At 68.1% G+C, this 13,102-nt stretch carries 11 protein-coding genes; 10 read left to right on the top strand and 1 reads right to left on the bottom strand.

Annotated elements, in window-relative coordinates; genetic code table 11:
* Positions 1-2 precede the first annotated feature (2 nt).
* The 7 genes from EII26_RS08075 (at position 3) to EII26_RS08045 (ending at position 6,966) form a co-directional block, all read left to right on the top strand.
* Complete coding sequence (locus EII26_RS08075; protein WP_124888647.1) at positions 3-1,856, top strand: thiamine pyrophosphate-dependent enzyme; 1,854 nt, start codon at positions 3-5, stop codon at positions 1,854-1,856.
* 1 nt (position 1,857) lies between these two features.
* Positions 1,858-2,433, top strand: a complete 576-nt coding sequence (locus EII26_RS08070; RefSeq protein WP_342447306.1) for a 2-oxoacid:acceptor oxidoreductase family protein — start codon at positions 1,858-1,860, stop codon at positions 2,431-2,433.
* Between the two features lie 64 nt (positions 2,434-2,497).
* Positions 2,498-2,974 carry a prepilin-type N-terminal cleavage/methylation domain-containing protein gene (locus tag EII26_RS08065; protein ID WP_158612209.1) on the top strand — a complete coding sequence of 159 codons (477 nt, stop codon included), beginning with the start codon at positions 2,498-2,500 and terminating at the stop codon, positions 2,972-2,974.
* A 65-nt stretch (positions 2,975-3,039) separates the two neighbouring features.
* Entirely contained in the window at positions 3,040-4,023 is a 984-nt protein-coding gene (locus tag EII26_RS08060) for a magnesium transporter CorA family protein (protein WP_124888645.1), read from the top strand.
* Positions 4,024-4,070: 47 nt separating this feature from the next.
* On the top strand, positions 4,071-5,336 hold the full coding sequence (locus EII26_RS08055; RefSeq protein ID WP_199735138.1) for a dihydroorotase: 1,266 nt from the start codon (positions 4,071-4,073) through the stop codon (positions 5,334-5,336).
* 30 nt (positions 5,337-5,366) lie between these two features.
* Positions 5,367-6,065: a dihydroorotate dehydrogenase electron transfer subunit gene (locus tag EII26_RS08050; protein WP_124888644.1), complete on the top strand. Its 699-nt coding sequence runs from the start codon at positions 5,367-5,369 to the stop codon at positions 6,063-6,065.
* 1 nt (position 6,066) lies between these two features.
* Positions 6,067-6,966 carry a dihydroorotate dehydrogenase gene (locus EII26_RS08045; RefSeq protein ID WP_124888643.1) on the top strand — a complete coding sequence of 300 codons (900 nt, stop codon included), beginning with the start codon at positions 6,067-6,069 and terminating at the stop codon, positions 6,964-6,966.
* A gap of 177 nt (positions 6,967-7,143) precedes the next feature.
* On the opposite strand, the gene EII26_RS08040 is transcribed toward EII26_RS08045, so the two are convergent.
* Complete coding sequence (locus EII26_RS08040; protein ID WP_124888642.1) at positions 7,144-9,858, bottom strand: cation-translocating P-type ATPase; 2,715 nt, start codon at positions 9,856-9,858, stop codon at positions 7,144-7,146.
* A 170-nt stretch (positions 9,859-10,028) separates the two neighbouring features.
* Here EII26_RS08040 and EII26_RS08035 point away from each other — a divergent pair, with 170 nt between their 5' ends.
* The 3 genes from EII26_RS08035 to EII26_RS08025 all read left to right on the top strand — a co-directional run.
* Positions 10,029-11,699, top strand: coding sequence for an OPT/YSL family transporter (locus EII26_RS08035; protein WP_199735137.1), 1,671 nt, complete (start codon positions 10,029-10,031; stop codon positions 11,697-11,699).
* 10 nt (positions 11,700-11,709) lie between these two features.
* Complete coding sequence (locus EII26_RS08030) at positions 11,710-12,684, top strand: P1 family peptidase (RefSeq protein ID WP_124888641.1); 975 nt, start codon at positions 11,710-11,712, stop codon at positions 12,682-12,684.
* Between the two features lie 83 nt (positions 12,685-12,767).
* Positions 12,768-13,102: hypothetical protein (locus tag EII26_RS08025; protein ID WP_148092553.1), on the top strand; the 335-nt coding region annotated here is incomplete at its 3' end.

The raw sequence follows: 13,102 nt of genomic DNA, 5'->3' as shown, positions 1-13,102 counted from the left end.
CGATGAACAAGAAGGAATTGCTCCTGGGCAACGAGGCGATCGCGGAGGCGATCGTCGCGGCCGGATGTCAGGTCGCAACCGCCTATCCCGGAACCCCGTCCTCCGAGATCCTTCCCGCCGTCGCCCGCTGCGCGGACGGGCAGAACGCGAAGATCGCCGTGGAGTGGGGCGCCAACGAAAAAGTGGCCTACGAGATGGCCGTCACCGCCACCTTCGCCGGTGCGCGGGCGTGCTGCGTCATGAAACACGTGGGGCTGAACGTCGCCGCGGATCCCTTCATGACGACGGCCCTCTACGAGCTCAAGGGCGGCATGCTTCTGGTCGCCGCCGACGACCCCGGCCCCCACAGCTCCCAGAACGAGCAGGACAGCCGCTTCTTTGCCATGTTCGCCAAGGTCCCCTGCCTCGACCCGTCGGACGCCGTGGAGGCCGCGGCCATGGTCGCCGAGGGCTACGCCCTCTCCGAGCGGCACGGCGTGGTGACCATGCTGCGTCCGACGACGCGCATCGCCCACTCGCGCCAGGCGGTGGAGCTCCCCTCGGTCCGGGCCGAGGGGCTGCCCGTCAAGTTCGACCGCAACCCGGTCCGCTGGTGTCCGCTGCCGGCCCTCGTGCGCACGTCGCACCCCAAGCACAACGAGCGGATACGCAGGATCCGGGAGGAGTTCGAGACGGACTGGAGCCGCTACAACTACGAGCTGCCCGCGTCCAAGCCGGCGAAGCTGGGCGTGATCGCCTCGGGCATCGCCTTCGCGTCGCTGTGCGACGTCCTGAAGGAGTGGGGGCGCACGGATGTCGACATCCTCAAGATCGGCACGCCCTTCCCCCTGCCGTCCGCGATGGCGGACGCGTTCGTCGCCCGGCACGAGCGCGTGCTGGTGCTGGAGGAGAGCTATCCCGTCATCGAGATGCAGCTCAAGGACCGGACGAGGGTCCTGGGGCGCTGCGACGGCACGGTCCCCGGAGCCGGCGAGCTCCTGCCCGAGGTCATCGCCAAGATCCTGCTGAAGGCGCTGGACGAGCCGGCGCCGAAGGGGGACGTCGCGGTGGACTTCTCCCCCGTTCTGGAGGACCTGCACCTCGTCCCGCGCAAGCCCCAGCTCTGCCCCGGGTGCCCGCACCGCAGCAGCTTCTTCTCCATTCGAAGGGCGCTGCCGAACGCGATCAACCCCTCGGACATCGGCTGCTACACGCTGGGGATCAACCAGAAGGGCATCGACGCCAGCATCTGCATGGGCGGCGCCGTCACCATGTCCTCGGGCTTCTTCCTGGCCCACAGGGTCACGGACCAGACGCGCCCCGTCGTCGCCACCATCGGGGACTCCACCTTCTACCACATGGGGGTGCCCGGCCTCCTGAGCGCCGTCTACAACCGCCACGCCTTCGTCCTCTGCATCCTCGACAACGCCTCCACCGCGATGACGGGCGGACAGTCGCACCCCGGCCTGGGGGACAAGCCGCGCAGGGACGATCCCGGCATCGCCGTGGACCTGGAGCGTCTGGTCCGGGGCTGCGGCGTCTCCTTCGTCGAGACCGTGCCCGCCTACGACAACGCCGCGGGCGTCGATGCGGTGAAGCGGGCCTGGCAGCACGCGGAGGCCGAACGCCAGCCGGCCGTCCTGATCTTCAAGCACCCCTGCATGCTGCTGCGTCAGCCCCAGGAGGTCATCCCCATGACCGTCGACCAGGAGAAGTGCGTGGGCTGCCGCTACTGCATCGACTACTTCGGGTGTCCGGGCCTTCGCTTCGACGAGAAGGCCAAAAAGACCTCCATCGACCCGCGCTACTGCGTCTCCTGCGGGACGTGCGAACCGGTCTGCCCGCACAAGGCCATCGTGAAGAAGGGGGCGAACTGAGATGCGCCAGGACAAGGATATGCAGTACGTCATCGTCGGGATCGGCGGACAGGGCATCTTGTTCACCAGCAAGGTCCTGGGCCGCGTGGCTATCGACAAGGGGCTGCCCGTGATCGGCAGCGAGGTCCACGGCATGGCCCAGCGCGGGGGGTCGGTCATCAGCCACTTCAAGATCGGCGACTACCGCAGCTCCCTGGTCCGGATGGGGCAGGCCGACGTCCTGATGGCGTTCGACCAGTCGGAGGGCATCCGCAGCCTCCCCTACCTCCGGGAGGGAGGCACCTTCATCGTCAACGTCCACGACGAATCGGTCTTCGGGAACGAGCGCCTCGCCGCCTACCTCTCCGCCCGAAAGATCGACATCTGCCGCTTCGCGGGCTACGATATCCTGAACGAGCACATGAAGGGCAACTATCTCTTCCTCAACGTCCTGATCCTGGGCGCCGCCAGCGGCATGGGCATCGCCGGCCTGGAGCGCGACCGGGTCGTGAGCGCCCTGAAGGAGCTGGCCCCTCCCAAGCACCTGGATGCGAACCTCAAGGTCTTCGAGCTGGGGCTCTCCGCCTCCGGGCGCTAGCCTCCCCTCGCTCCGCCCTGTCCGAGGCGGGGAACGCCCCCTGCGGCGCACCCCGCCTCGGGGCTTGTCCCTCCATGGGGTGCGGCGGTCCGCCTTCAGCCTGACGGAGCTGCTGGTCGTCCTGCTGATCCTGGGGATGCTGGGCGGAGGGCTGGCCCTCCGCTCCTGGGCCCGCCCCTCCCCCGAAAAGGAGGCGGACCGGGCCATGCGGTGGGTCCTCCGTGCCCTGACGCTATCGAACCATACGGGGCGTCCCTTCACGCTCCTCCTCGACGAAAGGGCCTCCAAACCGCTGTCGCTGACGTGGAAGGACTCCGGGAACACCGAGGCGTTCCCCGCCTCCCCGGAGTTCCGGTTCCGCCTTTTGCGGCAGGGGACCTTCGACAACAAGAGCGTCTACGACCCTCAATGGGGCACCCTGACCCCTGCGGCCACAATCCGGATCTCGGCGCCGCAGGACGGCGGGCACCATTACCTGATCCTCTCGGGCTACGGCCGGGTGCGTACCAATACGGCCCCTCCGCCTGGAGGAGTGGAGTAAGGGCACACTTTTGTGTACAATATATCGAATGAACCCCCAACGCGCCTCCAAGGAGGGATTTCTCCATGATCTCGGTACTGCGAACCCACACGAACCTTAGGACTCCCGGACACGAGGAGCTCTCCCTGGACAACATCCGTCCCGGAAGCTGGATCAACATGATCGAACCGACGCGCCAGGAGCTGGAGGACGTGGCCCGACTGGCCGCCGTCCCCCTGGACTTTCTGAGCGCCGCCCTGGACGTGGAGGAGTCGAGCCGCATCGACTTCGAGGAGACGGACGAGGACAGCGGCTACAACGCCTGCATGCTGATGGTCATCAACATCCCCAAGCACCCCGAGAGCTTCGACTTCGACACCCTGCCCCTGGGCATCGTCGTCACGGAGACCTACTTCATCACGATCTGCCTCGAGGAAAATCCGATTCTGCCTGGGGCGAAGGGCGGGGTCAGCGGCTTCTGCACCTGGAAGCGGACGCGATTCCTGCTCCAGGTCCTCTACAAGACGGCCGGGACCTACCTCCAGTACATCAACGAGATGAACCGGATGTCCGACAAGATCGAGGAGGCGCTGCGCCAATCCATGAAGAACGAGGAGCTCTTCAAGCTGATGGAGCTGGAGAAGGGGATGACCTTCTTTACGGGCGCCCTGCGGAGCAACCGCGTGGCCGTCGACAAGCTGGTGCGGATGCTGAAGAACCCCCAGTTCCAGGAGCTGGTCAAGGTCCGCGAGGAGGACGAGGACCTTTTGGAGGACGTGATCGTCGAATACGACCAGGCCTACGACATGGTCCGGGTCTACAGCGACGTTCTGGGCGGGATGATGGACGCCTTCGCGTCGATCATCTCCAACAACCTGAACATCGTCATGAAGTTCCTGGCCTCGGTCACCATCATCCTCTCCATCCCCACCGTCGTCTCCAGCTTCTGGGGCATGAACGTCGGCGTCCCCTTCGGAGAGCACCCGAACGGCTTTCTGTGGGTGATGGGCATCGCCTTCGGCCTCAGCACCGCGGCGGCGTACTGGCTGTGGAAGAAGAAGATGTTCTGATTCCACTCGGCCCCATGCGAACGACTGAGGAGGGAGGGGGCGGCGGCATGATGCTCATACGGAACGGCAGGGTGATCGACCCGGGGAGCGGCACGGACGGGGTTCTGGACGTCCTCGTCGACGGGCCGAGGATCGCGGGGCTCGGGAGGTACGCCGAGGACGCCTGCACGGAGGTCCTGGACGCGGGGGGGAGGGTCGTCGCTCCCGGCCTGATCGATACGCACGTCCATTTCCGCGACCCCGGCTTCACCCACAAGGAGGACCTCGAGACCGGCGCGGCCGCGGCCAAGCGGGGGGGCTTCACGACCGTCGTCTGCATGGCCAACACGAAACCGGTCGTCGACGACCCCGACACGCTCCGCGACATTCTGACGCGCGCGGCGGGGCTGGACGTCCGCATCCTGCAGGCGGCCTCGGTGACCAGGGGGCTGAGGGGCGCGGAGCTCGTGGACATGGACGCGCTGCGGGCCCTCGGCGCCGCCGGGTTCACCGACGACGGCATCCCGATCATGGACACCGCGCTCCTGACGCGCGCCATGGAGCGGGCACGCGATCTGGGCGTCCCCATCAGCCTTCACGAGGAGGACCCGGCGCTCATCGCCAACAACGGGGTGAACCGCGGCGAGGTCTCGGAGCGGCTCGGGCTCGGCGGTTCTCCGTCCGTCGCGGAGGACGTCATGGTCGCGCGCGACTGCATGCTCGCCCTGGCCACCGGAGCGCGCGTCATCATCCAGCACATCAGCTCGGGCAACGCCGTGCGGATGGTGCGGCTCGCCCGCTCGCTCGGCGCCGACGTCTGGGCGGAGGCGACCCCGCACCACTTTTCTTTGACCCAGGAGGCCGTTCTGGAGCACGGCACGCTGGCCAAGATGAACCCGCCCCTGCGGACGGAGCGGGACCGCCGGGAGGTCGTCGAAGGGCTGAAGGACGGCACCATCCGGATCATCGCCACCGACCACGCCCCCCACACCGAGGAGGAGAAAAACCGCCCGATCGACAAGGCCCCAAGCGGCATCGTCGGCCTGGAGACGGCCCTTGCCCTGGGCCTGACGCACCTCGTCCACGGCGGCCACATGACGCTCCCGGCGCTGGTGGACCGGATGACGCTCGGCCCCGCGACCGCCTACGGGCTCGACTTGGGCACCGTCGCGGTGGGGGCGGAGGCCGACCTCGTGATCTTCGATCCGGACGAGAGGTGGACCGTCTCGGACCTCGCCTCCAAATCGCGGAACTCCCCGTTCCTGGGCCGCGAGCTCCGCGGCAGGGTCACGCACACGATCCGTGCGGGCAGGGTCGTCCACGCTCTCCGGTGAAGCCCGGTTCGCCCAAAGGGAGGTCGCATCGTGCCGAAGGTGATATCGAACGAACGCATTTCGCGTGACTTTTGGGTCATGCGGGTGGCCCAGCCCAACGAGGCCCGTATGGGGCAGTTCTGCATGCTGCGGTCCTGGGACCGCTATCCCCTCCTCTCGCGCCCGGTGAGCGTATTCGACGCCGACCCGGGGACGCTCTCCTTTCTGTACAAGGTGATCGGCGAGGGAACGGCGCTGCTCTCCCGGTGCCGGGAGGGCGACGCGGTCACGACCGGTCGTGTGCTGGGGAACACGTTCCCGCTCGTCTCGGGGAGGATCGCCATGGTGGGCGGCGGCGTCGGCATCGCCCCCCTCTACCTGGCCGCGAAGACCCTCAAGGCGCACGATCCGGCGACGACGGTCGACCTGTACCTCGGGTTCAGCGACGAGGCCCTGCTGGTCGAGGAGTACGCGGCGGTCGGCGACAGGACGACGGTGAAGGTCGGCGGCTTCATCACGGACGCGATCGACCCCGAAGGCTACGACTGCGTCCTGACCTGCGGGCCGGAGATCATGATGCGGGTCCTCTACGAGAAGTGCCGCGCTTCCGGCACGAAGCTCTACGCCAGCCTCGAGAAACGGATGGCCTGCGGCTTCGGCGTCTGCCTGGCCTGCAGCTGCGGGACGACCGCGGGGCGCCGGAAGGTCTGCACGGACGGTCCGGTCTTCCCCGCCGAGGAGGTGTTCTGAGGTGGGCCCGGCCGTGGACTTTGCGGGAGTGACCATGAAGAACCCCGTCGTGCTCGCCTCGGGCACGTGCGGCTTCGGCCGCGAGCTTCAGGGGTACTTCGACCTTTCGAGGCTCGGCGGCATCGCCTCCAAGGGGCTCACCCTGAACGAGCGCAAGGGCAACGAGGGCATCCGCGCGTGGGAGACCCCCAGCGGGCTCATGAACAGCATCGGGCTGGAGAACCCCGGCGTGCGCGGCTTCATCGAGAAGGAGCTCGACTGGATCAACGGACACGACGTGGCGAACATCGTCAACCTCGGGGGGCACAGCATCGAGGACTACCTGGAGGGCATCGCGCTCCTCAACGACGTGGAGCTCGATCTGCTGGAGCTCAACATCTCCTGCCCCAACGTGAAGCAGGGCGGCATGAACTTCGGGATCAGGACGGACACGGCCCGGGACGTGGTCCGCACCCTGCGCGGAATATGCCGGCACAAGCTGGTCGTCAAGCTCTCCCCCAACGCCGAGGACGTCGTGGCGCTCGCCCGCGCCTGCGAGGAGGAGGGGGCGGACGGCCTGTCGCTGACGAACACCTATCTGGGGATGGCGATCGACATCGAGAGGCGCAGACCGGTCTTCGACAACGTCTATGCCGGCCTGTCGGGCCCCGCCATCCGGCCGATCTCGCTGCGCATGGTCCACCAGGTCGCCCACGCCGTCAAGATCCCCGTCATGGGGATCGGGGGCATCGCCACCTGGCGGGACGCGGTCGAGTTCATCATGGCCGGAGCGACGGCCGTGCAGATCGGTGCGGCGACCTTCGTCAAGCCGGACCTGGCCCTGGACGTCATCGACGGCATCGCCGCCTTCCTGGACGCCCAGGGGATCTCCGACATCGCCGAGATCCGGGGAATCGTGTAGAGGCGTCGACCTCCTCTCCCGCCGTTTGCAACGATCGAAAGCCACAAGATATTGCCACAGGACAGACGGCTCTCAAGACGTCTTTGCAACGATCTCACGATGGCCGTGCCGTGACGAACGGCGGCGCCCACCGAACGAAAAACGGTGGGCGCCGCACTTGTTTTTCGGGAGGGCCTCCTAGGCCGCGCCGTCCCCGCGCCCTCCCCTGACGGCCTTGACCGCCTCGGCGATGAGGAGCGGCACCATCGAGAGCGCCAGCACCAGCACCCAATCGAAGGCATTCAGCGGAACGACGCGGAACGCCCGGGCCATGAACGGGACGTAGACGACGCCCATCTGAACCGCGACGCCGGCGATCAGAGCCAGGATCATGGCCCGGTTGCTCATGAGCCCCAGCGTCAGCAGGCCCTTCGTCCGGCTGCGCAGCGAGAGGGCGAAGAGGAGCTGCGAGACGGCCAGGACCACGAAGGCCATGGTGCGCGCGTGCTGGAGCCCGAGGGCGTTCAGCGGGTTGCCGGGCACCTCCAGGTCCGCCATGTGCCACAGGATGGAGAGGTCGTGGACGCTGGTGTAGCGCATCGCACCAACCACGAAGGCCGCCAGGGTCAGCAGCCCGATCAGAAGCCCGTTGAACGCCAGGAACCCGATGCTGCCCTTGAACAGGCTTTGGGCGGCGTGGCGGGGCCGTTCCCGCATCACGTCCGGGTCGCCCGGCTCCACGCCGAGCGCGAGGGCCGGGAAGGTGTCCGTGATCAGGTTGACCCACAGCAGGTGAATGGAGAGGAGCGGCACCGGCCAGCCCAGCAGGACGGACAGGAACAGGGCCACGATCTCCCCGATGTTGCAGGAGAGCAGGAACAGGATGGCGCGCTTGATGTTGGCGAAGATGTTGCGCCCCTCCTCGACCGCGGCGACGATGGTGGTGAAGTTGTCGTCCGTCAGGATCATGTCGGACGCACCCTTGGCGACGTCGGTCCCCGTGATGCCCATGGCGACACCGATGTCCGCCGCCTTGAGGGACGGCGCGTCGTTCACCCCATCGCCGGTCATGGAGACGACGTTGCCCCGCGACTTCAGGGCCTTGACGATGCGCACCTTGTGCTCCGGCGAGACGCGGGAGAACACCCGCAGCGACTCGACGCGGAGCGCCAGCTCCTCGTCGGAGCAGGCGTCCAGCTCCATGCCCGTCATGCCCTGGTCCGGCCGTTCGGCGATGCCGAGCTCGGAGGCGATGGCCAGGGCCGTCCTCGGGTGGTCGCCCGTGATCATCACCGTCGCGATGCCGGCCTGCCGGCAGGTCTCGATGGAGTCCTTCACCTCCATGCGCGGCGGGTCCATCATCGCGGCCAGGCCGACGAAGGTCAGGTCCCGCTCCATCTCACCGGGCTCGAGGTCGCCCGAGCCGCTGTCCCGGAAGGCCACACCCAGGACCCGGAGCGCGGCGTCGGACATCGCGCCCGCCGCGGACAGGATCTCCTTCCGCACCGCGTCGGTCAGGGGGACCGCCTCCGGACCGCGCAGAACGTGCGTGCATCGGGCCAGCAGGTTGTCGGCCGCGCCCTTGGTCAGGACGCGGAAGCCCTCGCCGTAGGCATTGACGGTGGACATGAGCTTGCGGTCGGAGTCGAACGGGGCCTCGTCGGTCCGGCGGTGCTCCGCGTTCAGCGCGGCGGCCTCCAAGCCGTGGCGCCTCCCGGCCTCGATCAGCGCCACCTCCGTGGGATCGCCCGTCGCGCCCGACTCGCCCGAGGTGGCGTCGTTGCAGAGCACCAGGATCTCCAGCAGCAGGCGGTGAACGGCGTTCTGCCCGGGGGCCAGCTCGGCGGCATCCGGGGTCTCGCCGCCGACCCAATACTTCATGACGGTCATGCGGTTCTGGGTCAGGGTGCCCGTCTTGTCCGAGCAGATGACGTCGACGGCCCCCAGGGTCTCGACGGAGGGCAGCGTGCGGACGATGGCGTTCCGGCGCACCATGCGCTGGACGCCGATGGCCAGGACGATGGAGACGATGGCCGGCATGCCCTCCGGGATGGCAGCGACGGCCAGCGAGACCGCCGTCATGAACATCTCGAAGGCGCCGCGCCCCTGAAGCAGCGAGAGCCCGAACATCGCCGCACAGATCCCCAGAGCGACGATCCCCAGAACGCGCCCCGTCTCCGCGAGCTTCCTCTGGAGCGGCGTGCGCTCCTCCCGCTCCTCCAGCATCCCGGCGATACGCCCGATCTCCGTTTCCATCCCCGTCGCCACCGCCACGCCGACCCCGCGGCCGCTCGTCACCAGGGTCGAGGCGTAGGCCATGTTCCGCCGGTCACCGAGGGGCACGGCCCCGTCCGTCAGGACGAGTCCGGCGTCCTTGTCCACGGACAGGGACTCGCCCGTCAGGGCGGACTCGTCCGTGCGCAGCTCCGCGCTCTCGATCAGCCGGAGGTCGCAGGGGACATAGCGCCCCGCGTCCAGCAGCACGACGTCGCCGGGGACCAGCGACTCGGAGTCCGTCTCCAGCACGGTCCCGCCGCGCAGGACGTAGGCCCGGGGGGTGGAGAGCTTTTTCAGGGCCTCCATCGCCTTTTCGGCACGGGCCTCCTGCGAGACGCCGATCACGGCGTTCAGCACCACCACGAGTCCGATGATGACCGTGTCCGCGACCTCGCCCAGTAGGCCGGAGACGGCCGCGGCGATCAGCAGGATGAAGATCAGGGGGTCGTTCAATTGCGCGGCGAAGAGCTGGAGCAGGCTTTTTTTCTGCCCCTCCTTCAGCCTGTTGGGCCCGTGCTCCGCGAGGCGCCGCCGCGCCTCCTCGTCGGCCAGGCCCCGTTCGGCCGACGTGCCCAGCGCCCGCAGGGCGTCCTCTGCGGAGAGGGTGAAATAAAGGTCCTTTCGTATCGGTTCCATGGCAGTCTCCTTCGGGAATTAAACTTTCGCCGTCCTTCCGAGGTAAAATGGGAACGATGCGCACCGACGGCATCGCGCGTACATCCACGATATTACCTTATCGAAGGCGTTTTTGCATGGGGCTTTCGGCGTTTTCCGGAAGCTCCGGGATCGGGAGAGGAGGAGTGCGTATGTCTCAGAACGGCAATTCCCCGGAGCTCGCTCCGGGCATGGAGGGACGGGCGGGCTCGGGGGCCCAGCTCACGCTGCGCGGGGTCCTGCTGGGCGCGCTGGGGGCCGTGGTGATCACCACGAGCTCCATGTACGTGGCGCTGAGGATGGGAGCCCTGCCGTGGCCCACCATCTTCGTCGCCGTCCTGTCCATGGCCCTGCTCAAGGGCCTGGGAAGGACAAACGTCAACGAGATCAACGTGACGCACACAGCCATGTCCGCGGGCGGAATGGTCGCGGGCGGGCTGGCCTTCACCCTGCCGGGGCTCTACATGCTGAACCCCGAAGCCCCCATGCGCTTTCCCGCACTGCTGGCGGTCACCCTCAGCGGAACCCTGCTGGGCGTCGTGTTCACCGCCCTCGTGCGCGGTTACTTCATCGAGCGGGAGCAGCTCCCCTTCCCCATGGGCATCGCGGCCGCCGAGACCGTCCTGGCGGGGGACGAGAGGGGCAGCAAGGCGCGCACGCTCTTCGGGACCCTGGGGGCCGCTGCCGTCTTCACCCTCCTCCGGGACGCCTGGGGCAAGATCCCCGCGGTCTGGATCTCCGCGCCCCTGGCGGCCAGGGGCGTGCCCTTCGGCGTCTGGGTGGCCCCCATGGCCGCGGGGATCGGCTACCTGATCGGGCCCCTCTACACGGGCGTCTGGTTCCTGGGGTCCCTGATCGGATTCTTCGGACTGATCTACGCCGGCGTGTCCCTGGGCCTCTTCGCGGACGCCGCCGCCGCGTCCGCCTTCAAGGACAGCCTCGGCATCGGCCTGATGGTCGGGACGGGGACCGGGATCCTGGTGAAGGGCATCCTGCCCCGCGCCCGAGAGATCTACGGCCCCATGCTGAGCGGCCGCGCCGCCCAGGACCGCATGATCGGCCTCCGCTTCGCGCCGCTGCTGCCGGTGGTCCTGGCCTTCGTGCTCACCTACGTCGCGGGCCTGAGCATCCTCGGCAGCGTCCTGACCATCCTGGGCGTCTGGGTCACCACCGCGATGGCCGCACAGATCACGGGCCAGACGGGCATCAACCCGATGGAGATCTTCGGCATCATCGTGCTGCTCCTGGTCAAGGCGGCCTCCTCGTTCGGCACGGAGCTGGGCGTGGAGCAGGCCTTTTACGTTGCGGGCGTCGTGGCGGTGGCCTGCGGCCTGACGGGCGACGTGCTCAACGACTTCAAGTCCGGCCACACCCTCGGGACGAACCCCAGGGCCCAGCTGGCCGCCGAGGTCGTGGGCGGCCTGATCGGCGCCGTCGTGTCCGTGCTGGTGCTCGTGGTGATGTACAAGGCCTTCGGGAGGATGGGGCCCGGCACCGAGCTCCCCGCCCCCCAGGCCTACGCGGTCTCGACGATGGTCGGGGGGCTGCCGCACACCAAGGCCTTTATTCTGGGCCTCTTGCTGGGGCTCGTGTTCTACCTCCTCAACGTCCCGGCCATGACGCTCGGGATCGGCGTCTACCTCCCCATGTTCATCTCGGGCACCGTCTTTTTGGGCGGCGCGCTGGCGTTTGCGATGCGCAGGCTCTTCCCGGACCGGAAGGGCGGGCTGGGCGTCGTGGTGGCGTCGGGCCTCCTGGGCGGAGAGGGGATCACGGGCGTCCTCATCGCCATCGGGAAGGTCCTGTCCTTCCTGGCCCGGTAGGGTGGCCGCGATGTTCAGGGAAATTGCGATCACCGACATCCCGGGGCTTCGCGTCGGCCATGCCCAGGACGCGGAGGCGGGCACGGGCTGTACCGTCCTGATCTGCGAGGCCGGAGCGGTGGCCGGGGTGGACGTGCGGGGCGGGGCCCCCGCGACGCGCGAGACGGACCTCCTGAACCCCGTGAACCTGGTGGAGAGGATCCACGCGGTGGTTCTGAGCGGCGGCAGCGCCTTCGGGCTCGACGCGGCCTCCGGCGTGATGGCCTGCCTGGAGGAGCGAGGCGTCGGGTTCAACGTCCAGGTGGCGCGCGTCCCCATCGTCTGCGGCGCCTCGCTCTTCGACCTTCCGGTGGGGGACCCCAGGGTGCGGCCCGATAGGGCCATGGGGTACGCGGCCTGCCAAAACGCCGTGGCGGAGCCGCCGGCACAGGGCAGCGTGGGGGCCGGGACGGGGGCCTCCGTGGGCAAGCTGTGCGGCATGGAGCGTGCGATGAAGGGCGGCTTTGGCCATTATGGGCTGGAGTGCGGGGCCCTCCGGGTGGCGAGCGCGGTTGCGGTGAACTGCCTGGGGGACGTTCTGGACCCCGACACGGGGTCCGTCCTTGCGGGTCTCCTGGACGAGGGCCGGCAGACGGTCCTGGACACCGAGCTCGAGATGTGCCGCCGCTACGCGGACACGGGCAACCTCTTCGCCGGCAACACGACGATCGGGGTAGTGGTCACGAACGGACGCCTCTCGAAGCCGCAGGCCGCGAAGGCCGCCTCAATGGCGCACGACGGCTTTGCGCGGGCGATGCGCCCGGCGCACTCGATGTGGGACGGGGACACGATCTTCGTGCTCGCCACGGGGGAGGTTGAGGTGGACGTCAACGTCGTCGGCATCCTCGGCGCCCAGACCATGGCCCGGGCGATCGCCAACGCCGTTATGTACGCCGAACCCGCCTACGGCCTGCCTGCCGCGCGCGATCTCCCGAAAACGGCATAAGCGCCCGACGGCCGCCCCAGCCGCCCGCCTCCCCGCAGGAGACGGGCGGCGCCGGCTTCGGCTATGGTTAGGAGGGATCAAGGATGCCCGTAGGGAATCGTCCAGGAAGCTCGCGCTATTTTCTGCGATTCGTGGTGCTGATGGTCGTTGTGGTCGTGTCGGGGTGGCTGTACTACCGCTACGGCCCCGATGGTCTGGAGTTCGAGTGGCTGCTGGAGCCTCAGTTCAATTGTGCTACTCCGTTTGGGCACGGGGTGGCTTGGGTGCAGGAGAAGGAGGGCGGTCCGTACAAGCTGATCGACAAGAAGGGCCGCGCCGTGGTCAGGGATTTCTCCGCGAAATATGTATCGCCTGCCGATGTCCTCTCGTATTTCGAAGGCCCCGGGAACCTTGAGGGCTATGTGGACCTCACTGGAAA

The sequence above is a fragment of the Fretibacterium sp. OH1220_COT-178 genome, assembly GCF_003860125.1.
Lineage (GTDB): Bacteria > Synergistota > Synergistia > Synergistales > Aminobacteriaceae > CAJPSE01.
The sequence above is the reverse complement of the archived record's forward strand: the minus strand, read 5'-3'. Positions and strand labels throughout refer to the sequence as shown.